At 69.5% G+C, this 20,401-nt stretch carries 20 protein-coding genes and 3 pseudogenes; 5 read left to right on the plus strand and 18 right to left on the minus strand.

What is annotated here, in order from left to right:
* Window positions 1-27 precede the first annotated feature (27 nt).
* The 4 genes and pseudogenes from bpln_RS31570 to bpln_RS34760 form a co-directional block, all read right to left on the minus strand.
* A complete protein-coding gene (locus tag bpln_RS31570) occupies window positions 28-1,431 on the minus strand; it encodes a sigma-54-dependent transcriptional regulator (RefSeq protein WP_055141011.1) in 1,404 nt (467 codons plus the stop codon).
* The gene (locus bpln_RS31575) at window positions 1,416-2,900 is read right to left on the minus strand and encodes a sensor histidine kinase (RefSeq protein ID WP_055141012.1); all 1,485 of its coding nucleotides are present in this window, start codon (window positions 2,898-2,900) and stop codon (window positions 1,416-1,418) included. The genes bpln_RS31570 and bpln_RS31575 overlap by 16 nt, the downstream gene beginning before the upstream one ends.
* A 115-nt stretch (window positions 2,901-3,015) precedes the next feature.
* A pseudogene (locus bpln_RS38535) lies at window positions 3,016-3,226 on the minus strand (IS6 family transposase); the annotation flags it as partial.
* A 23-nt stretch (window positions 3,227-3,249) separates the two neighbouring features.
* Window positions 3,250-3,859 (minus strand): annotated as a pseudogene (locus tag bpln_RS34760) (DDE-type integrase/transposase/recombinase); the annotation flags it as partial.
* Between the two features lie 198 nt (window positions 3,860-4,057).
* Here bpln_RS34760 and bpln_RS31580 point away from each other — a divergent pair.
* The gene (locus bpln_RS31580; RefSeq protein WP_055141013.1) at window positions 4,058-5,575 is read left to right on the plus strand and encodes a sensor domain-containing diguanylate cyclase; all 1,518 of its coding nucleotides are present in this window, start codon (window positions 4,058-4,060) and stop codon (window positions 5,573-5,575) included.
* 35 nt (window positions 5,576-5,610) lie between these two features.
* Here bpln_RS31580 and bpln_RS31585 read toward each other — a convergent pair whose 3' ends face one another.
* From bpln_RS31585 to bpln_RS36930, 3 genes and pseudogenes are all read right to left on the minus strand, one after another.
* Complete coding sequence (locus bpln_RS31585) at window positions 5,611-6,012, minus strand: hypothetical protein (RefSeq protein WP_055141014.1); 402 nt, start codon at window positions 6,010-6,012, stop codon at window positions 5,611-5,613.
* A 325-nt stretch (window positions 6,013-6,337) separates the two neighbouring features.
* Window positions 6,338-6,600: pseudogene (locus tag bpln_RS31590) on the minus strand (DUF1427 family protein).
* Window positions 6,597-6,749 (minus strand): hypothetical protein, encoded by a 153-nt coding sequence (locus tag bpln_RS36930; protein ID WP_158512098.1) that lies wholly within the window; start codon window positions 6,747-6,749, stop codon window positions 6,597-6,599. The pseudogene bpln_RS31590 and the gene bpln_RS36930 overlap by 4 nt, the downstream one beginning before the upstream one ends.
* A gap of 103 nt (window positions 6,750-6,852) precedes the next feature.
* On the opposite strand from bpln_RS36930, the gene bpln_RS31595 reads away from it, so the two are divergent.
* Window positions 6,853-7,539, plus strand: a complete 687-nt coding sequence (locus tag bpln_RS31595) for a hydrolase (protein WP_055141015.1) — start codon at window positions 6,853-6,855, stop codon at window positions 7,537-7,539.
* Window positions 7,540-7,591: 52 nt separating this feature from the next.
* Here bpln_RS31595 and bpln_RS31600 read toward each other — a convergent pair whose 3' ends face one another.
* Window positions 7,592-8,515 (minus strand): LysR family transcriptional regulator, encoded by a 924-nt coding sequence (locus bpln_RS31600; protein WP_042629021.1) that lies wholly within the window; start codon window positions 8,513-8,515, stop codon window positions 7,592-7,594.
* Window positions 8,516-8,657: 142 nt separating this feature from the next.
* Here bpln_RS31600 and bpln_RS31605 point away from each other — a divergent pair, with 142 nt between their 5' ends.
* Entirely contained in the window at window positions 8,658-8,825 is a 168-nt protein-coding gene (locus bpln_RS31605; RefSeq protein ID WP_042629022.1) for a DUF1427 family protein, read from the plus strand.
* Window positions 8,826-8,960: 135 nt separating this feature from the next.
* Here the strand turns inward: bpln_RS31605 and argJ are convergent, their stop codons facing one another.
* The 7 genes from argJ to bpln_RS31640 all read right to left on the minus strand — a co-directional run bounded on the left by argJ (window position 8,961) and on the right by bpln_RS31640 (window position 16,041).
* Window positions 8,961-10,127 (minus strand): bifunctional glutamate N-acetyltransferase/amino-acid acetyltransferase ArgJ, encoded by a 1,167-nt coding sequence (gene argJ / locus bpln_RS31610; protein ID WP_055141016.1) that lies wholly within the window; start codon window positions 10,125-10,127, stop codon window positions 8,961-8,963.
* A gap of 68 nt (window positions 10,128-10,195) precedes the next feature.
* Window positions 10,196-11,119, minus strand: a complete 924-nt coding sequence (locus bpln_RS31615) for a DMT family transporter (RefSeq protein ID WP_158336138.1) — start codon at window positions 11,117-11,119, stop codon at window positions 10,196-10,198.
* A gap of 64 nt (window positions 11,120-11,183) precedes the next feature.
* Window positions 11,184-12,053, minus strand: coding sequence for a TauD/TfdA dioxygenase family protein (locus bpln_RS31620; protein WP_042629025.1), 870 nt, complete (start codon window positions 12,051-12,053; stop codon window positions 11,184-11,186).
* A gap of 91 nt (window positions 12,054-12,144) precedes the next feature.
* On the minus strand, window positions 12,145-12,933 hold the full coding sequence (locus bpln_RS31625) for an enoyl-CoA hydratase/isomerase family protein (protein WP_055141017.1): 789 nt from the start codon (window positions 12,931-12,933) through the stop codon (window positions 12,145-12,147).
* Window positions 12,930-14,420: an asparagine synthase family protein gene (locus bpln_RS31630; RefSeq protein WP_055141018.1), complete on the minus strand. Its 1,491-nt coding sequence runs from the start codon at window positions 14,418-14,420 to the stop codon at window positions 12,930-12,932. Before bpln_RS31630 ends, bpln_RS31625 begins: the two co-directional genes overlap by 4 nt.
* Window positions 14,417-15,253: an amino acid kinase family protein gene (locus bpln_RS31635; RefSeq protein WP_055141019.1), complete on the minus strand. Its 837-nt coding sequence runs from the start codon at window positions 15,251-15,253 to the stop codon at window positions 14,417-14,419. The genes bpln_RS31630 and bpln_RS31635 overlap by 4 nt, the downstream gene beginning before the upstream one ends.
* 26 nt (window positions 15,254-15,279) lie before the next feature.
* The gene (locus tag bpln_RS31640) at window positions 15,280-16,041 is read right to left on the minus strand and encodes a LuxR family transcriptional regulator (RefSeq protein WP_209444935.1); all 762 of its coding nucleotides are present in this window, start codon (window positions 16,039-16,041) and stop codon (window positions 15,280-15,282) included.
* 145 nt (window positions 16,042-16,186) lie between these two features.
* Between bpln_RS31640 and bpln_RS37535 the strand changes: the two genes are divergently transcribed.
* Complete coding sequence (locus tag bpln_RS37535) at window positions 16,187-16,369, plus strand: hypothetical protein (protein WP_148654247.1); 183 nt, start codon at window positions 16,187-16,189, stop codon at window positions 16,367-16,369.
* A 351-nt stretch (window positions 16,370-16,720) separates the two neighbouring features.
* On the opposite strand, the gene bpln_RS31645 is transcribed toward bpln_RS37535, so the two are convergent.
* The 3 genes from bpln_RS31645 to bpln_RS31655 form a co-directional block, all read right to left on the minus strand.
* A complete protein-coding gene (locus bpln_RS31645; protein WP_042629030.1) occupies window positions 16,721-17,035 on the minus strand; it encodes a hypothetical protein in 315 nt (104 codons plus the stop codon).
* A 79-nt stretch (window positions 17,036-17,114) separates the two neighbouring features.
* Complete coding sequence (locus tag bpln_RS31650; protein WP_055141020.1) at window positions 17,115-18,326, minus strand: cytochrome P450; 1,212 nt, start codon at window positions 18,324-18,326, stop codon at window positions 17,115-17,117.
* 166 nt (window positions 18,327-18,492) lie between these two features.
* Window positions 18,493-19,068, minus strand: coding sequence for a TetR/AcrR family transcriptional regulator (locus tag bpln_RS31655; RefSeq protein WP_055141021.1), 576 nt, complete (start codon window positions 19,066-19,068; stop codon window positions 18,493-18,495).
* A gap of 220 nt (window positions 19,069-19,288) precedes the next feature.
* Here bpln_RS31655 and bpln_RS31660 point away from each other — a divergent pair, with 220 nt between their 5' ends.
* Window positions 19,289-20,377, plus strand: a complete 1,089-nt coding sequence (locus bpln_RS31660; protein ID WP_055141022.1) for a catalase family peroxidase — start codon at window positions 19,289-19,291, stop codon at window positions 20,375-20,377.
* Window positions 20,378-20,401 lie beyond the last annotated feature (24 nt).

Here is a 20,401-nt window from a genome sequence, read left to right on the forward strand (position 1 = left end):
CCGGATGCTTGACACCCGCGCGCCGCGTCAGGCGTCCGGATCGGCGTCGGGCTGCGTGATGCCGAGGCTCGCCAGCCGCGTGTAGAGCGATTGGCGGCTGATGCCGAGCCGGCGTGCCGCTTCGGCGCGGTTGCCGTTGCTGGCCGCCAGCGCGCGGACGATCAGCGCGCGTTCGAGTTGTGCCAGCGCCTCGTTGAGCGGCAGTTCGGCGAACCGGCCCGGCACCGTCGCGTCGGCGGCGTCGGCCGCGTCGGCGGCGGAATCGAGGAGGAACGCGAAATCGTCGCGCGTGAGCAGCGCGCCCGGCGCGAGCGCGCCGGCGCGTTCGATCGCATTGGCCAGCTCGCGCACGTTGCCCGGCCACGTGAAGTTGACGAGCAGGCGCTGGGCCTCGACGGACAGCCGCTTGCGCGATGCCGCCGGCGCCAGCGCGGCGAGGAAATGCTCCGCGAGCGGCAGGATGTCCGCCACGCGCTCGCGCAGCGGCGGGATATGCAGCGGGATCACGTCGAGCCGATACAGCAGGTCCTGGCGGAACGCGCCGGCCGCGACGCGCTCCTGCAGGTCGCGGTGCGTGGCCGCCACCACGCGCACGTCCACCGCCACCGGGCGGGCCGCGCCGAGCGGCGTGACCTGGCGCTCCTGCAGCACGCGCAGCAGCTTGGCCTGCATCGCCACCGGCATGTCGCCGATCTCGTCGAGGAACAGCGTGCCGCCGTGCGCCTGCGCGATGCGGCCCTGCCGTGGCGCGTGGGCGCCCGTGAAGGCTCCCTTGTCGTGGCCGAACAGCTCGCTTTCAAGCAGCGCGTCGGGAATCGCCGCGCAGTTGACGGCCACGAACGGGCCGCCGGCGCGCGCCGACGCCCGATGCAGCACGCGGGCCGCGACCTCCTTGCCGGTGCCCGTCTCGCCGGTGATGAGCACGGTCGAATCGGCCGCCGCCGCGCGGCCGAGGCGCTTTTGCACGCCCCGCATGGCCTCGCTGATGCCGAGCAGCTGCGGCTCGTCCGACGTCGCCTCGTCGAGGAAGGCCGGCGGCGCCTCGGCGGGGGCCGCCTCGCGCTGCCCGGCGAGCACGCGGCCGAGCAGCGCGGCGATCTCGGCGCGACCGACGGGCTTGGTCAGGTGCTCGAAGGCGCCCAGCCGCATGGCGCCGATGGTGTTCGCGCTCGTCGCATGCGCGGTCAGCATCACCACCGGCACGCCGTCGGCCTCCTTCATGGCGCGCAGCGCCTCGAGCACCGCCAGGCCGTCCGCGCCGGGCAGCCGGAAGTCGAGGAACACGCAGGCGGGCGCGGCCCCGGCCCGCAACATCGCGAACGCCTCGTCGCCCGAACCGGCCTCGAGCGGAACGTGGCCGAGGTCCTCGACGGTTTCGGCGAGGCCTTCGCGAAACGCATCGTCGTCGTCGATGATCAGTATGGTCGCCATGGCAGCTCGATCACGAAGCAGGTAGGGTTCGCGTCGCCGGCGAGCCAGGCGCGGCCGCCGTGCGCCGCCGCGATTTCCCGCACCACGGCAAGCCCGAGGCCCGCCCCGTCCGGGCGACCCGTCACGAACGGCTCGAAGATCCGTTCGCGCTCGGCCGCGCTCACGCCCGGCCCGTCGTCGGTCACCTCGAGCCGGAGCCGCTCGCCTTCGGGCGAGCGGACGGCGAGCGCGCGCACCGATACGTGGCCGCCGGGCGGCGCGTGGCGCAGCGCGTTGAGGATCAGGTTGTCGAGCGCGCGCGCCAGCTGGGCGGGATCGAACACCGGCCGCGACGCAGCGGGCGAAGCCTCGACGCTCAGCGTCAGGCCGCGATGCTCGGCGCGCGATTCGTGCGTCTGCACGATCTCGGCGAGCCACGCCGGCAGATCGACCTCGCATGCCTGGACCGTGACCGGCCGCGTCAGGGCGAGCAGGCTGGCAACCTGCGTCTCGATGCGCCCGAGCTGCACGATGATGGTCCGCAGCGCCGCCTCGCGGCGCGCCTCGTCGCCCGCGAGCGCGTTCTCCGCCTTCAGGCGCATGGCGCCGGCCGGATTCCGGATCTCGTGCGCGATCTGCGCGGCCAGCTTGCCCAGGGTGCTGAACCGCTGCGCCTGCGCGAGCTGCTCGCTCAGGGCCTGCGTCTCGCGCTGCAGCGTCGCGGCGCGCTCGACGTAGCGGTTCAGCGCGTCGACGATCGGATCGAGATCGCGCTCCCCGAGCGGCGCCAGCCGCTCGCCGCGCTCGAACGCGCCGGCCGGGGCGAGCGACCGCTCCAGCCGCGCCAGGTTGCGCCTCCAGCGCCGCAGCGCCAGCGCCAGAAACACGGCCAGCACGAGAATGATCGCGAGCATCGCCGCCAGCACCTGCGCGGCACTCTCGCCGCGAGGGCCGAGCGGCGGATGCGCGCGCGTCAGCGTCCAGGCGAACAGCGCGTCGTGATGCGGCACCGGGCAGCCCACGGCGATCACCGCGTCCGCGCCGCTCGATACGACGAGGGACCGCGCCTGGCCCGCGCCGGCCGTATCCGCCAGCGTGCGCAGGATGAGCGGGGTCTCGGCTTCGGGAATGTCGCGCTTCACGCCGCTGCCCTCGTAGGTCGGAAACGCATAGGCCTGGAAGCCCGCGGGCGCGCCGGACGCGGACGCGCGGCGCCAGAAGCCGCCTTCGATGCCGTCGCTGCGGGTCAGCACGAGATCGAGCACGGCGTGCATGAGTTCCACGTTCGCTTCGTTCTCGCGCCGGATCGACAGGTCGTATCGCGAGGCGATCGTCGCGCAGGCCGCCGACGCCTGCTGCGTGCCGAACGCCACGCGCTCGCCAAGCGCCGACGACAGCATCAGCCACACCGCTGCCGTGAGCAGGCTGCAGAGGACCGCGACCAGGATCCAGAGCGCGACGATCTGAGTGGAGAACGGCAGTCTCGGCATGAACGGCCCGTGAAAAGAAATCGGTTGACGAGGCCTCGCGGCGGCGGCCGGCGGCCGGACCAGCCGGGCGCCGCCAGCCACGATCGTACACGGGCGCCGGCCCGGTATGGTCAGGTTACCCGGTAGACGGGCGAGGCAGGGCAGCGCGAGCACGCAAGCCTTTCACTTGCGCTGCCACGCGTTCATGTTTCACATCTCGATGATAGCGGCAGCCCATGACATGGTTGGACACCCCGACATGCACCGAGGCGAATCGCTGCAGTTGAACCTCCGATTTGAACCTCCGATTTGAACCGTCGCATCGCCTTCTCGCGCACGCGAGCCGGCCGGTGCGAATGCTCGGCGCGGCTGCGGATCGGCCCGAAACTCGTGAGGAAAGCCCGAGCGCGCTTCGGGTCGCGAAATCCCCGCATGCGTCGCTCGCGTTTGCGGATCCGCTGATGGCTGTTCTCTGCGCGGTCGTTCACGCGGGCAGCGGCCTTCACGAACACCTGCCTGACGGTGGCGAGCGCCGGGATGCCAGCCTTGGCGGCCGGGTAGCTGCGTAACGGGCCGGTGACGATCTCGCGCGGTGCCGGAAAGGAACACAGCACACGCTGGAAAAAGCGCTTCGCTGCGGCCTTGTCGGGCCGTTTCCGCGGCAGGACATCCGGCTCGGCACCGTGTTCGCCGACCGCCCGCCACAGCAGCCAGGGCTCGCCACGCAGATTCACCGACATCGGGGCCGGATGCGCGGTGCGGCCCCGCTGTCGTTGCGCAGCCTTGACCCGCCCGGCGAGGGCCGCACCGAATTTGTCGTACCACCGGAGGGTCGTTTCGTAGCTGGCGATCACGCCGCGCTCGAATCGCGGCTCCTCGATGACGCGCGGGCTCGGCGGGAAGCGGAAATGCCAGCGGAGCGCCTGGCTGATGATCGCAGCGGGGAATCGATAGCCGTGGTGGAGCGCCTTCGGTTTCATCGCCGCATCTTCCGCGACCACACCCGCCGACGTGACAGCGCCGATTCGGGCACGCCCGCCCTGGCCCGGCGCTTGACATCGACCGCCCCCCCTGGGCAGACACGATCGCGTATATTAATTTCATGGTTTATCGGCCGTTAACACCGACTGCCGTGGCAATGCCGCGCGTTGATTCGTTGGCTTTCATCTGAAGAGAGTATGGCCGTCTCGACCTCACTAGGTAAAATCGCCGACTGGGCAGGAAGGAATTTTCTCGTCATCGGCGCGCTGGGCACGTTGATGTCGGTCGCGACATCGGCAATCAGCGTCATCACGCTCTGGGCCGGGCACGACGAAGTCATCACGCATGCTCACGAGAACTCGCGCAACGTGACGGCAGTGCTGGCCAGCGAAATTGCAAGGACGGTGGAAACCTCGAACATGGCGCTGATGAGTCTGGCCACGAACATCAGCAACCCCGCGTTCCGCAACATGGACCCCCGCCTGCGGCATGACCTTCTGTTCGACAGGACCGCCGCACAACACATCACCGGGATGGGCGTGACCGATGCCGAAGGCCGGGTGATCGACGGTTGCTGCAGTCCCACGCATCGGTGGGACCTGAGCGACCGTGATTACTTCAAGGCGCCGCGCGACACGCCCGGCATCGGGCTTTACGTGTCGGAACCCTATGAGGCGCGTTCGCGCGGCGGAACGCGCTCGATCGCCCTGTCGCGTCGAATCGACGGCGCCGACCATGCGTTCGCAGGCATCGCAGTGGTCGCCATCGATCTGGCCTACTTCAGCCAACTCCTGGAGCGCCTGGACGTGGGCGCCCATGGCATCAGCGCCATCGTGCGCACCGATGGCACCATGCTGGCGAGGAATCCCCCCATCAGCGCCCACCAGATGGCCAACTTGCGCCGTTCCGACACGTTCGCGAGGATGACCCGCCACGATTCGGGTTTCTACGTCGCGCGTTCGAGCATAGACGGCACGGTGCGGCTCTATACCTACCAGCGCGTACCCGGCACCCCGCTGATCGCCGTCGTCGCGCCCGCCGAAAGCGACGTCCTGGCCGGATTCACCGGCATGGCCTGGAAAGTCGGTGTTTCCGCCGCGACCATCAGCACGCTATTCTGCGCGGCGGTCTGGCTGCTTGCCTTCGTGCTGCGCGACAACCTGAACAAACAGCGCAAGCTGGCCGAACTCAGCCGTACCGACGCGCTGACAGGCCTGCTGAACCGCCGGGCCCTGGACGCCGTGCTGACCGACGAATGGCAGCGGGTCCTGCGCGGCGATAACTGCCTGTCGGTGCTGTTCATCGACGCCGATCATTTCAAGCAGTACAACGACCTGCATGGCCATGCCAAGGGCGATACCGCCCTGCGCTTCGTGGCGGCATGCATCGGCAAGCACGTCCGGCGCCATGGCGACACCGCCGCGCGCTACGGCGGGGAGGAATTCGTCGCCGTGCTGGCCAACACCGATGCGCATGGCGCATGGGCCGTGGCCGAAGCCATTCGAGAGGAGATCGAAGCAAACAAGCTCGCCGATTTTCCCGAGCCGATTCCCGCCGTGACCGTGAGCATCGGCTGCGCCACGGGCCGCAAGGGACGGCCGTCGTCCGTCGAGACGCTCTGCCGTCAGGCCGACCTGGCGCTCTACCAGGCCAAGCGAAGCGGACGAAACCGGGTCGGCGTCGCGCCGATGGAGGATGGCGAGGCAGCCACCTGAGCGGATATCGCGGCGATCTCGACTTGAAGGGTGGATTACTTGAAGTTCGGGCAGAGCCGATAGGTTTCGACACCTTGGGAACGCTGTCTGGAAAACCTTTCGGGCGACAGGATACGGATTTTTTCCGTGAACGTCTCCGGCTTGACCGGCGTGCCGTCTCCCAGCGCGGAGCAGGTGGTACTCAGGTCGTACTCGTTGCCAGTCCGCTTCAGGATCGTCGAAACACAGTGCGACGAATGTGCTCCCCCGAGGCCATGGCCGTCGTACGTCACGATGCCCGCGTTCGGCACGTTCTCGCATTCCGCTATTTGCGTATCGCCATAGGTGCCCACGCGTAATGGCAGCGCGGCATACGCGGCGGCCGCGAGCGACATGCCCGCGAAAAATAAAGCCGTCTTGCGACAGCAAGCCCGTGGAGGACGGTGAGTAAGGAGCATGTTCCCTTTCAAGAATGTTCAAGCGCTTATGGGCGGTGTAGACCGGCAGGAGACAGGGTACTTCAAGCCAAAAAAATGGCCGCTACAGGGTCTTGCTGGAAATCGCGGCGCGGGCGGGCGGCTCACACCGGCCGACGCGCCGACGCGTCCCGGCCGAGGCCACCCGAACCGCGGCTGCCCGCGGGCGGCCGCCGGCGCGGCAGGCCCCGGATGGCCCGTCGTTGGCGCCGCGCCGCCGGCCCCGGCGGCGGCACGGCACGCAGTTCACGCTCGGGCCGCGCGATGCGCCTCGTGCCTCGCCTCGTGCCCCCTCGCCTCACGACGCTCACCGCCGCGTGCCGCCCTCGCCCGGGCTCGCGCCCGGCAGCGCGCCGAACACGTGCCGGGAACACGTCGCCTCGCGCCATGCCGAGCCGAGCCGGTGCCCGGCCAGCGGCCGGCGCGCGAGCGGCAGGACCTGCTCGCCCGCCAGCATCCCGGGCAGGCCGGCGAGCGCGATCGCGGGCGGCGACGCCACGCCACGCCAATCGCGGCGTACACCACGCCGGCCAGCACGCCGGCCGCCGGCGACAACAGATAAGCCTTCACGGGTGTTCCTCCTCGCTGCCGCCGGCCGCGGAAATCGCACCGGCGAAGCGCTGCCAAGCCTGGCCGGCTTGCCGGCGGAAAAAAGCGCGGAGGCCGCTTTTATAGGGCGGTTTTCGGAATCGGATCGATTCCGTTTCTTGGATTTCCAAGCGCCGCGATTGCGTATCAAATGAATGGAGCTGGATGCCTCATCCTCGCGGCCCGCGCACGCGGCGCGCCGCGCTCCTCCTCCGTTACCAGGACCGACACGCCATGAGCGATGCGAAGCTTGAAGTACTCACCCCGCAGAACAGCCAGTTGATCATCATCGACCAGCAGCCGCAGATGGCCTTCGGCGTGCAGTCGATCGACCGCCAGACGCTGAAGAACAACGTCGTGGCGCTGGCCAAGGCGGCCCGCGTGTTCGAGGTGCCCACCATCATCACCAGCGTGGAATCGGAAAGCTTCTCGGGCTACACCTACCCCGAGGTGCTCGACGTGTTCCCGGGCCAGAAGGTGCTGGAGCGCAGCTCGATGAATTCGTGGGACGACCAGAAGGTGCGCGACGCGCTGGCCGCGAGCGGCCGCAGGAAGGTGGTGGTGGCGGGCCTCTGGACCGAGGTCTGCAATACCACCTTCGCGCTCTGCGCGATGCGCGAAGGCGGCTACGAGATCTACATGGTGGCCGACGCGTCGGGCGGCACCTCGCAGGCCGCGCACGACTACGCGATGCAGCGCATGATCCAGGCCGGCGTGATCCCCGTGACCTGGCAGCAGGTGATGCTGGAATGGCAGCGCGACTGGGCGCGCCGCGAGACCTACGATGCCGTGATGGCGATCGCGAAGGAGCACTCGGGCGCCTACGGGCTCGGCATCGACTACGCCTACACGATGGTCCACAAGGCGCCGCAGCGCACCGCCGCGCCGCACGAGATGCTGGCGCCGGTGCCGGCGCGGTAGGCGCGACGAACCCGGCGGGCGAACGCCGCCGGCGCGGCCGCCGGGTTCACGCTCACTCGCCGCCCAGCGCCCACGGCGCGTGCGCGAGATGCTCCACGAGGAAGTCGAGCAGCACGGTCACGCGCGCGGCGCGCAGCATGCCGGGCGGCGTCACCAGGTTCACGTTGATGTCGGCGATGCGCCAGTCGCACATCACGCGTTCGAGCGCGCCGCTCTTCAGCGCATCCCAGACCAGGAACTCCGGTTGCAGCGCGAGGCCCTGGCCCGACAGCAGCGCCGGCAGCAGCACGTCGGCGTTGTTGGCGCGCATCCGCCCGCGCACCGGCACGGCGAATTCCTCGTCGAGCGTGGCATGGCGAAAGCGCCAGTAGTCGGGCGACGGCAGGTTCGTGTAGATCATGCTCACGTGCCGTTCCAGCTCGCGCGGATGGCTCGGCCGGCCGTGCCGCTCGAGATACGCGGGCGAGGCCACCAGCGGACGGCGCACCACGCAGAGCCGTCGCGCGCGCAGCGACGAATCGCCGAGGTCGGCGATCCGGATCGCCACGTCGAAGCCGCCCGAGACGATGTCGACGAGATGATCGGTCAGCACCAGATCGACGTCGACGCCCGGATAGCGTTCGAGGAAGGCCGGCAGCAGCGGCGCGAGATGGCGCTGGCCGAACGACATCGGCGCATTGAGGCGCACGATGCCGTGCGGCTCCAGCGCCTGCGCGGACGCTTCGCTCTCGATCGTCTCGGCGTCGGCGAGCAGGCGGATCGCGCGATCGCGCAGCAGCTCGCCGGTGGGCGTGAGCGAGAGCTTGCGCGAGGTGCGGTACAGCAGCATCGTGCCGAGCCGCTGCTCCAGGCGCGCGATCGCCTTCGAGACGGTGGGCTGCGAGATGCCGAGCAGGCTGGCGGTTTTCGCGAACGAGCCGGTCTCCACGACGCGCGCGAAGATGGCCCAGGCTTCAAGGTCGGGAAGCGATTGCATGGGGCAGACAGGCCGATGAAGGTCCGCGCGCCGGAGTCGACGTTCAGGACAGTTGAATGATGTTTCGCGCAACACACATCGGCAACGGCACCGGCGGCGCACGCGGTGCCATGGATTCTAAATGGATCGGGAGGCGCCACGCATGAAATCTTATTGGATATCGCTGGCCGCCGGCGCGCTGATCGGCGTGATCTACAGCGTGCCGAAAGTGCGCTCGCCCGCGCCGCCGCTCGTCGCGCTGGCGGGCCTGCCCGGCAGGCTGATCGGCGCGTGGCCGGTTCCCGCGCTCGGGCCGTTGACGGGGCGTTGATTCAGCGCGGATGGCACCGCCGACGCGCCGCCGCTGGCGTGCGGATCGTGAGGGGAAGGGGATGCGGGCCGCCCGCGCGGCGGCCGTCATGCGCCACCCCGGGGCCGCCCCCGGGGCGTCGCGGCCGACGACGGATCAGGTCGAGTAGTCGGCGTTGATGCTGACGTATTCGGCCGACAGATCGCAGCCCCATACGGTCGCCCGGCCCGCGCCGCAGCCGAGCTCGACGGCCACCCGCACCTGCTCGGCGCGCATCACGGCCGAGAGCCGATCGAGGTCGGCGGCATCGAGCCGCCGCGGATAGACCTCGATGTCGCCGAACGCGATGCGCACGCGCTCGGGCACGATCGAGGTGTCCTGCTCGCACTTGCCGATCGCCATCGCCACGCGCCCCCAGTTCGGGTCCGCGCCGTGGATCGCCGTCTTGACGAGCGGCGAGTTGACGATGGCCTTGGCCACGCGCTTGGCCTGCGCGTCGTCGAGCCCGCCCGCCACGTCCACCTCGAGCAGCTTGGTCGCGCCCTCGCCGTCGCGCGCGATCTTCTTGACGAGCCCGAGCGCCAGCTCGTGCAGGCGCGCCTCGAATTCGGCCTCGTCGACGGCGCCGGCCAGGCCGTTCGCGAAGATCACGGCGGTATCGCTGGTCGAGGTGTCGGTGTCGATGCTCAGGCAGTTGAAGGTGGCGTTCACGACCTTGCGGAAGATCCGGTCCAGCGTGGCCTGCGGCACGGCCGCGTCGGTGAAGAAGAAGGTCAGCATGGTCGCCATGTTCGGCTCGATCATGCCCACGCCCTTCGCGACGCCGACCAGCGTGGCCTCGCCGATCCTGGCATGCACGTACTTCGACACGGTGTCGGTGGTCATCATCGCGCCGGCGATCCCGGCGAAGTCGCAGCCCGCCGCGGCCGGCTCCAGCGCCTCGACGAAGCCGCGCACCTTCTCCATCGGATAGGCGCGCCCGATGATGCCGGTCGACGCGACCAGCACGTCACGCGCACCGAGTTCGAGCCTGGCGGCCACGCGCTCGGTCAACTCGACGGCATTGGCCATGCCCTGCTCGCCGGTGGCCACGTTGGCGTTCTTCGACACCACCACCACCGCGCGCGGCCGGCCCTCGGCCAGGTAGCGCCGGCTCAGCTTGACGCTCGGCCCCGCGAACAGGTTCTGGCTGAACATGCCCGACACCGTGCAGGGCGCGCTCGAGAACACGCAGGCGAAATCGTTCGTCGCGTCCTTGATGCCGATGTTGCCGACCAGCGTCTTGAATCCCGCCGGCTGCGGGACACCGCTTTCTGATTCCATCGTGGGAGCTCCCAGGTTCCGTTTTTTTGGAGCGCAACGATAGCACAGCCGAACCGCCGTGCCGGCGGTCAGCCGCCGGCACGGCGCGCCTCGCGCGCCTTCCCCAGCAGCACCACGTTGAGCCCGACCACCACCGCGGCCAGCCCGGCCAGTTGCCGGCCCGTGAGCGGCTCGCCGAGACACAGCGCGGCCAGCGCGCTCGCGAACGCGGGGATCAGGCAGTTGAACTGGGCGCCGACCACGCGGCCCATCCGCTCGATGCCGTGGTCGTAGAGCAGGTAGGCCGCGACCGATGCCGGGATCCCCAGGTACAGCAGCTGCAGGCCGAGCCGCAGGTCCGGCACGCGCATGCCGTGCGCGGCGACGTCGTAGGCGAAGCCGGGCAGCAGCATCAGCGTGGAGACGAGCGACATGACGAACAGCGTGGTGACCGTCGCCATGCCCTCGCAGCGCGTCACGCGCATCGAGTACCACGACCAGCACAGCATCGCCAGCGCGGCGCAGCCGAGGCCGGCCCACGACGCGGCGCCGGCCGCCGCGACGCGGCAGACCAGCGCGACGCCGGCCAGCCCGAGCGCGATGCCGAGCATGATGGCCGGCGCGGGCCACGCGCGCCGCCGCCACGCCTCCATCACGGTGACCGTCAGCGGTGTCATGCCGATGATCACCGACACCTCGCTCGCCGGCAGCATCGCCAGCGCGTAGTACTGCAGCAGGTGATAACCGGCCATCCCGCAGGCGCCGCCGACCCACAGCCGGCCCAGGTTGGGCCGCACCCGCGGCCACTCCAGCCGGATCAGCCGGTGGCCGGCCAGGTAGAAGCCGAGCGTCGCCACGCTCCAGCGGAAGAAGGTGAGCTGGAGCGGGTCGTAGGCGTCGCGCAGGCCGCGGCCCACCACGGCGTTGCCGGCCCACGCGAGCGTCGCGAGCACGAGCCCGGCGCAGGGCAGCAGCCAGTGGATCGGCGCCGGCGTGAACGCGGCGGAAGTCATGCGCTGGTCGGACATGGCGGACCCGGTGAGAGCGGAAAGGGAGGGGGCGGCGGGCGCGGCGCGCTCAGCCGAGCATGCGTTCGTCGTCGGCGAAGATCACCGGCGACTCCGAGGTCTGGCCGCGCCACAGCACGCGTCGCGACGCTTCCTCGCGGAACGGCTCGCGCTCGTGCAGCGTGCGGCGGTTGTCGCTGATCAGCAGGTCGCCGGTGCTCCAGTAGTGCGCGTAGGTATAGGTGTCGCGCCGCAGGAACTTGCCCAGCTCGTCGAAGAACTTGCGCGTCTCGAACGCGCTGAAGCCGGTGATGCGCGTTTCCCAGCTCGGCGCGTCGCCGTTGTCGAACGGAAAGTAGATCATCAGCGCGCGGACCCAGCCGTAGTCGCGGAACGTGTCCACCTTGAACCAGCCCTCGGGCGAGGCGCCCGAGTAGTAGCCGGCCTCGGCCGCGCGCACCTCGAAGGTGTCGTGCTCGAGCACGGCACGCAGGTGGCGCGGCATGTCCCGCAGCGCCGCCACGTGGTCGGTCACGAGCGTGGCGCCGCTGAAGCGCAGGTTCTCGATCTCGGCGCCGTACAGGAAGATCTGGTCGACGTTGCTGCGCAGGATGCCGCCATCGGTATGGAACGGCAGCCGGCCGCGCCCGGTGACGATCTTGTCGCGATCGCCGTTGAGCTCGAGCATGTCGCCGTAGCCGTAGCCGACCTTGGCGCGCTGGCCGCTGTACTCGACCGGGTGGCCGTAGCGGCGATAGAGTTCGGCGAACTCGGGCTTGCCGAGCCGCAGGCCGCGCACCACGGCGAAGCCCTCGACCTTGAGCAGGTCGCGCAGGACCTGCGGTTCCATGGCGAGGAATTCACCGGCCTGCAACGCGATGCCGATGCCCGATGGTGTGAGCCGGCCGGACGGGAGCGACGGGAATGCGGATTGATTCATGATGGGTCTCGGTAAAGGTTCCGGCGCCGACGCGCGGCGCGCGGAACGCGAACGGAAAATCGCGGCGGCGGGCGCGGCCCGCCGCGCGCGCTCATTGCGCGGCGGCCGCGCCCTGGTACTTCGCCCCGAGCACGCGGGCGAAATGCTGTTGCGCGCTGCGGTCGGTGAACGCCACGCGATGCACCGCCTTCGAGCGGTCGGCCGTCTCGTGGAGCAGGTCGAGCAGCCCCTGTCCCACCGCGACCTTGGTGGCGCGCCACGAGGCGCGCGGATAGCCGGCCAGCTGGCGCGCCACCGCCTTCGCGCGCGCCAGCAGCAGCGGCGGCTCCACCAGCTCGTTGACGAAGCCGAAGTCCCTGGCGCGCGCGGCCGGGATGCCGTCGCACTCGTAGATGATCTTCTGCATCGTGCTGAAGCCCACCACGTAGTTGAGGATCGTGCCGCCCATCGAGCAGCCGATGCCGTGGCGCAGCTCCGGCATGCGGAATTCGGCGCGCGTGGCGACCACGCGCCAGTCGAACATCAGCGCGAACTGGAAGCCCATGCCGATCGCGTAGTGATCCACGGCGGCCACGGTCGGCTTCGAGACGCGCAGCACCGCCGCGTAGAGTTCGGTCACGCGGTCGATCCAGCGGTCCACGTCGTCGCCGCCCGTCAGGTTCTTGACCTCGTTGAAGTCGCCACCCGCGCTGAACGAGCGGCCCTCGCCGCCCGTCACGACGATCGCGCCCACCGTGTCGTCCTGGTCCGCCTCGCGCAGCGCGCGGCGGATGCTGTCCTCCATGGCCGCGCTGAACGGGTTGTTGCGGCTCTCGTGATCGAGCGTGATGACGCGAATGCCGTCCTCGTCCGCGATCTTCACCAGCGTGGTCTCGCTCATTTCGGGTCGCCTCCCGGTTCGCCTTCGCCGTTCAGGTAGCGCATGTACTTCTCGTAGCTGTAGCGCGTCTTCTGTTTGTAATCCTTAATTTCCGAGCCAATATGATCGGCGAAGATGGCGTTGACCGACGAACCCTCGTGGATGCCGATCTTCTTGCGCCAGACGATGCTGGCCGGCAGCAGCTCGCATTCCTCGGCGCATTCGCGCAGCGCGATCTTGACGTCGCGCGGCGAGAGCTTCAGCTCGGGCGCGAGGCTCGCGGCGAAGCCGATCACCTCGGGCCGCCAGAACGGATGCTGGACGTCGAGCCCGTAGGCGGCCGCGCCGAACGGCGAGAACTCGCCGGTCCAGCGGGTCCGGTAGATCTGCGCCCAGAGCCGGCCGTTGATGCCGTCGAGCGCGTCGTCATGGCCCAGCACGCCGCCGAACAGCAGGTCCGAGCCGTAGCCCGTCACCACGCGCGCGCGCGGCGTACCCACGCTGCGGTAGAAGCACATCAGCGTCGCCTGGATCTCGGCGGACAGGCCGTCGAAGATCTCGTTGTGATAGATCGCCTGGTCGATGCCGTCGAGGATGTCCTGCGTCGAGAAATCGATCTCGCGATGCCGTGTGCCGAGATGGTCGGCCACGATGCGCGCGAACGGAAATTCGTTGCTGCGTCCGGTGCCGAGCGCGAAGGTCTCGATGTCGCCGCGCCGGCGCGAGGCCAGCGAGGTCACCATGCTCGAATCGAGCCCGCCCGACAGCGGCACGAAAATCCGGCTGTCGGTATCGACCGCGCCCTGCACCGTGCGCGTCAGCAGTTCGGCCATCCAGCGCTTCGCGGCGGGCGCGGCCAGTTGCTGCGCGCCGGCCAGGCGCGGCACGTGATAGCTGGCGAGGTCCGCGCTCGCGTGGCCGGCGCCGTCCACGAACAGGCGCATGCACGAGCCCGGCTTCAGGCGCCGCGCGTTGTCGATCGGCAGGTAGTCGTCCGGGCGCTCGTCGGTGGCGACCACCGCCCCGGCCGGATGGAAACGGAACACGCCGGGCTCCAGGCGGCCGACCTGCTTGAGCTCCGAGCTGAGCCAGACGCGCCGGCCATGCACCACGTGCAGCGGCTGCATGCCGAGCGCGTCGTTGGCCGCGAACACGGCGTCCTCGGTGAACTCGAGGTAATTGAACGGACCGTCGACGAGCGCGAACGCGGACCTGCCGAGCGCCGTGTGCAGGATCCGGAACACGTGCGCGACCGACGCCGTGACCGCGTTGCCGTCGTACACGGCCGCGATCGAGCGCAGCGCCGCGAGATTGGTGGGCGAGCCGAGCACGATGCACACGCGCCGGTCGATCGTCTCGATGCGTCCTTCGGACGACGCACCAGGCAGGCTGCGCACGACAATGTCCCAGCCGCGGGCATCGACGGCCTGCCAGGTGCCGGGCTCGAATCGCTCGAGCGCGCTCGCATGGCCGGCCGCCTGCCGGCATGCAATCAGTGAGTAGGTCATGGTCGAGATTCCTCTTCAAGTTCGACGTTGGGGTTCGAGGGGATGAAACGGTGCGGCGGGGGCGGCACGATCCAGGTACCGAGACGTTCGCCGGCGACGATGCGGCCGAGCGCGCCGGGCTCGTAGCGCGTGATGACGGTGGTCGCGCCGCCGTTCGCGGCCGCGCGCGCGGCGTCGATCTTCGATTTCATGCCGCCGGTGCCGGTGGCCGTCGGCGCCGGCGAGGCCGCCGCGTGCAGCCGCGCGTCGTCGGCCGCCACCGTGCCGAACAGCGGCGCGTCGGGGTTCACGCGCGGGTCGGCGTGATAGACGCCGGGCCGGTCCGTGAAGATGATCAGCTTCGACGCGCGCAGCAGCCCGGCCAGCGCCGCGCTCAGTTCGTCGTTGCTCGGGAAGCCGGCCACCGCGGCGGTCGCGTCGTTCTCGTTGACGAGCACGATCGCGTCGCTCGCCGACAGCGCGCCGATCGCCTCGGCCAGGTGCGTGCGGGTCGGCCCGCAGCGCAGGTCGTCGGCCTTCAGCAGCATCTGCGCGGCCCGGTGGCCGTGCGGCGCGAGGCATTGCGCGAACGCGGCCATCAGGTGGAGTTGGCCGATCGCGGCCAGTCCGGCGCGCGGCAGCGCCGCCTCGCCCGGCGCCCCGCCGCCGCGCGCCACGCCCAGTTGCACGGCCCCGGACGTCGTCACCACCGGACGCAGCCCGCGCGCGCGCAGCGAGCGCAATTCCGCGCACAACGCGGCGATCAGGCCGAGGTTGGGCCGGTTCGCCTGCGTGAGCGTGCTGGTCCCGAGTTTGATGACGACGCTCGACGCGTCATGGTCTGTCTGCTTCATTTGGCGGCCCCGTTTCGCTCGGCTGGCTAGCACTGGATGATGCCGATGGCATTGGCGCGCGCAATCGCATGCGCGCGGGTCTTGACCTTCAATTTGCGCAGGACGTTCTCGATGTGGAAATTGACGGTGCGCTCCGTCACCATGAGCGTGCGGGCGATTTCCACCGAGGTCTGCCCCTCGCTGGCCTGGATCAGCACCTGCCGTTCGCGGCTGGTCAGCTTGGCGGTGGAACACAGCGGCGCGGCCAGCGCGATCTGCGCGACGAAGGCGTCGTGCGCCACCGCCAGAATCGGAAACAGCGTCATGGCGAGCGTAATCACCTCGCCGTCGCTGATCGAACCGCGCCGCCGCGCCACCGAAAACAGGCTGAGCGTGCCATTCGGCCCGCGAAACGGAAAGGTGATGCCGTGGCACAGTCCGGCGCGGAATGCGGCGCGATACAAGACCCGGCGTTTTCGATAATGCAGACGCGACCATTTAACCGGCATGCAGGCGTGAATGGCTTCGCGAAAAATCGGATCGGCATTATTTTCTATCGAATCGAGATAATCACGGATCCAGGTGTTTGAAAAGGTATCGAGCGCGGTGGTGCGCCACTCTCCGTCCGCCGATTTGCCGCGCACCCAGTAGCTGCAGAAATCGAAATCGAGCTGGCCGATGCTGGCCGCGAGAATATCGAATATCGCCGGCATGCTTTTCGCCTGTCGCAATCCGACAAAATTGCCCAGCAGCGAAGATAAAGAAGGCGCCGGCGCATTCCCGCGTGCATATTCGCTAAAATTAGACATTTTATGAGATCGCTTCTGGTTGGCCGCTCGTTTTTCTTGCCGCGAATAGTGGCATAGGCAAAGCCGTTTCATACCTGTCAAAATTCACAGGTCAATTAAAAGCAAAATCGTTGTATTGGCCTCGATGATTAAAAGAGTTAGAAAAATGAAAATCGGCGACACATCACGTCGCGCTGTCGCGGCTGGCCCGCGCGCCACCCCCGAGGCGGGCTGGACGCGCCGCGGCGAAGTGCGCGGGGCCGGTGACGGCGCAACGGAATGGAAGCTCGGCGACCTCGAATCGACTCATTCGAATCGATTCGAAAATCACAAAATCGGGAAGAGATAATGCGTGGCGCGTGGCGCGGATATCCAATCGCGCAGCCATAGTCTCAATCTCGCGACACTGGATGGCATCGATGCCGGAAATTCGCGGAACGCGGGCCGGGAGCGTGGAGGTGGGGCGTGGAGGTGGAGAGGTGCCGGGGCGCGGATCGGGGCCGCGCCGCGATCAGGCATGCGAAACGATCGGCGGGGGTGCCGGGTACGCCCGAGCGCGGGAACACGGCAGCGGGCGCGCAACCGCGTGGCGGCGGCCCCGGCCGCCGGCATGCGGGGCTTCGATCGCGGCTTTGATCAGCGTCACGATCGGTCGTGGACGCGCCGGCAAGCGGCTCGCGCCGTCGCGACGGCGCGCGGGCTAATCCGCCTGGGGCGCCGCCGCGCCCAACTTGCCGAAGTGCCACGCAAGATAGAGCCCCAGCGTGAGCGCGCCGAGCGCCAGCACCAGGCAGTCGAGGTTCGCGCCGAGCGTGACGGGATGGCTCGCGAGCCGCGCGAGCCCGAGCACGAGATTGGCCGCGCCCCACAGGAAGTTGACGGGCGCGGACGAATGGCCGACGCCGCGCGGCCTGGCGAACGGCGTCGGGAACGTCTTGCCCTGCAGCCCCGCGACGAGATGCGGGACGCTGTTGCAAAGCAAGGCGCCGGCGAGAAACAGCGTGAAGAGTGGCATCGTCGATTGCACGGAATCCGTGTCCAAGGGGAAGGAAAAGGGCGAGCCACCGGCGCGTCGGTGCGCCGGCACGCATTGCTCACACCAGCCGCACCGGCAGGCTGCGCAGCCCGCGGAACGACAGGCTCTCGGTGCGCCGCGCCTGTTGCGCGTCCACCTCGATGCCGGGATACAGCGCGGCCAGCGAGGTGAACACGATCTGCGCCTCGATGCGCGCGAGCAGCGCGCCGAGGCAGGTATGCATGCCGTGCCCGAACGACAGCACGCGCGACACGGGCCGCCGCACGTCGAGCGTGTCGGGCGCCGCGAAATGGCGCTCGTCGCGGTTCGCCGCGCCGAGCAGCGTGTAGACATAGGCGCCCTTCGGCAGCCGCTGCCCGCCGAGTTCGACGTCCTCAAGCACGGCACGCCCGGTCAGCTGCACTGGCGCGTCGAAGCGCAACAGCTCGTTGACGGCGGCCGGCGCGATGGCGGGGTCGTCGGCCAGCAGCCGCCATTGCTCGCGCTCGCGCGACAGCGCGAGCAGGCCGTTGCCGAGCAGGTGGGTGGTGGTGGCGTGCCCCGCCGCGAGCAGCAGGATCAGGTTCGCGATCAGCTCGGACTCGTCCAGGCGGTCGCCGGCTTCCTCGGCCGCGAGCAGGTCGCTGAGCATGTCGTCGCCCGGCTCGCGCCGGCGCTCGCGAATCAGCTCCGCGAAATACGCGCCGAACGCGGCGATGCCGGCCTCCGCGCGCGCCGTCTCCGCGTCCGACAGCACCCGGCCGCTGATCACGCTGCCGAACGCGAGCGACCAGTCGTGCAGCTGCGCATGCGCGTCCATCGGCACGCCGAGCACCAGCGCGATCACCATCACCGGCAGCGGCACCGCGAACTCGCTGACGAAGTCGATCGTGCGCCCCGCCTGGGCCGCCAGCATCCGGTGCGCGAGCGCCTCGATGCGCGGCCGGAAGGTGTCGAGCCGGCGCGGCGTGAAGGCCTTCGCGAACAGCTTGCGCAGCCGCGTGTGATCGGCGCCGTCGAGGAACAGCATCTGCTTCGACAGCGTGCGGCGGATCGCCTGCTCGGTGCGGCTCTCGTCGTCGATGCCGCCCAGCCGCGCCGCCGAGAAACGCGCGTCGTCGAGCACCGCCACCACGTCGGCGTGACGCGAAACGATCCAGCCGTTGCCGTTCGGGTCCGCGTGGACCGGGCTCTCGTCGCGCAGGCGGCGGTACAGCGGATAGGGATCGGCACGCCAGCGCGGCTGGAACAGATCGTAGAGGGAAACCTGCTGAATCTCGGGATCGGACATGGGGGGCTCCGGACTGCCGAAAGAGGAGGGTAAGCGAATCGTCGGGCGGTACTTCACCAGCGTTGACGATCCTACGCGAGCGGCACGGCGGTGTCTCGCGCCGCGTGTTTCAACCTATTTCACATTGCCATTTTCCTAATTTAGTTAGGCAAACGGCGAAGTCCGTCTACCGCCCGGCGGGTTGTCCCGCCTCGAACGGCGCCAGCATGCGCAGGAAGCCTTCCACCAGCCAGGCGAAGCTGGCGTCGCGGCTGACCGGATGGTTCAGCGCGCCCGAGGCTTCCAGCGAGACGAAGCCGTGGACCAGGCTGCGCATGCCGCGCAGCGCATGCACGCCGTCCGGCCCGGACAGGTCGTAGCCCTGCAGCGATGCGATCAGCGTCTGCTTCAGGCGCTCCATCGCGTCGCGCCAGCCGGCATCGGACTTCGGCGGCGTCGGCACCATCGCGGCGTACAGGCCCGGGTTCTTGCGCGCGAAGCCGCGATAGCCGTTCATCAGGGCCCGCACCGCGTCCGGCCCCGCCTTGCCCGCCGTGAGCCGCGCCACGCCCTGTTCGAGCTCGCGCAGGGCGTGCAGCGCCAGCAGGCGCCGCACCGCGGCGATGCCGTCGACGTGCGCGTAGAGCGAGGGCGGACGAATCCCGAGCGCGGCGGCCAGCTCGTTCATCGAGAGCCCGTCGATCCCGTTGCGGTTCGCGAGCGCCGTGGCCTCGGTGCGGATGCGTTCGATATCGACCTTCATGGTGCCGCCTGCCTGCTCGTAAAATGACGTTCGGATATTACCTAATCGAATTAGGATTTGGCAACACCGCGCGCGGTGGCGGACATCCCCGGGCCGCTCACCTTTCCAATACATTCCATTACAAAACTCCCGCGCGAAACGGCCCGCCGGCGCGGAATAAGCGCGGCCAAACCTTGTTCACCCGGCTGCAGTCCCCTTCCCTCGATCAAGGACCGTCAACATGACCCGGCCCGCCGACACGCATCGCCGTTCGTTTCTTTGCGCCGCCACGCGGCTGACCGTGGCCGGCGCCGTGGCGCCGATGGTCGGCCTGCCGGCCGCCGCCACCGCCGCCGACATGGCCGTGCCCGACACGAATGCCGCCCGCGACGCCGCGGGCAACGAATACGGCGAAGCCACCGCGCGACGCTCGCTCGACGCGCTCGAAAGCGCCTATGGCGCGCATCCGGGGCAGCGCCGCAACCATACGAAGGGAGTGGGCGTGACGGGCCGCTTCGTCGGCAACCCGGCGGCGGCGTGGTCGCGTTCGCTGCTGTTCAGCGGGGAGACGATCGAGGTGGTGGGCCGCTTCTCGCTCGCGGGCGGCGACCCCGGGGCGGCCGACACGGAGCGCAGCACGCGCGGCGTGGGCCTGCAGTTCCGCCTGCCCGGCGGCGCGCTGCAGCACATGGCGATGCTGCACACGCCGATGTTCTTCGCGACGATGCCGAAGACCTTCATCGACAAGTTCTTCGCGCTGACGCCCGAGCCCGCCACCGGCAAGCCGGACCCGGCCGTGTTCAAGGCGTTCCTCGCCTCGCACCCCGATCACGCCGCGCAGGCCCACTTCCTCGGCACCGTCAATCCACCCTGGAGCCATGCGAGCTGCGCGTTCTACGGCATCCACACGTTCCGCTTCGTGGACGGCCGGGGCAAGGTGACGATGGTGCGCTGGCGCTTCGTGCCGCGCGACGGCGAACGCGCGCTCGGCGACGACGAAATGCGGGCCGCGCCGCACGATTTCCTCGAGGCGCGGCTGACGGAGCGGCTCGCGCGCGGCCCCGCGCAGTGGGACATGATCGTCTCGATCGGCGAACCGGGCGACCCCGTCACGAATCCCACGCTGCCCTGGCCGAAGGAGCGCCGCGAGATCCATGCCGGCACGCTGACGCTCACGCACGCGATGGCGCAGGAGCACGCGCCGAGCCACGGCATCAACTTCGATCCGCTGGTGATGGCCGACGGCATCGAGCCGAGCGACGATCCGATCCTGCTGTTCCGCTCGCCGTCATACGGGCTGTCGTACTCGCGGCGCCTGCGCAGGGTCTGAGCCGCGCGCGCAACGCGCATCACG

The sequence above is a fragment of the Burkholderia plantarii genome (genome assembly GCF_001411805.1).
Taxonomy (GTDB): Bacteria; Pseudomonadota; Gammaproteobacteria; order Burkholderiales; family Burkholderiaceae; genus Burkholderia; species Burkholderia plantarii.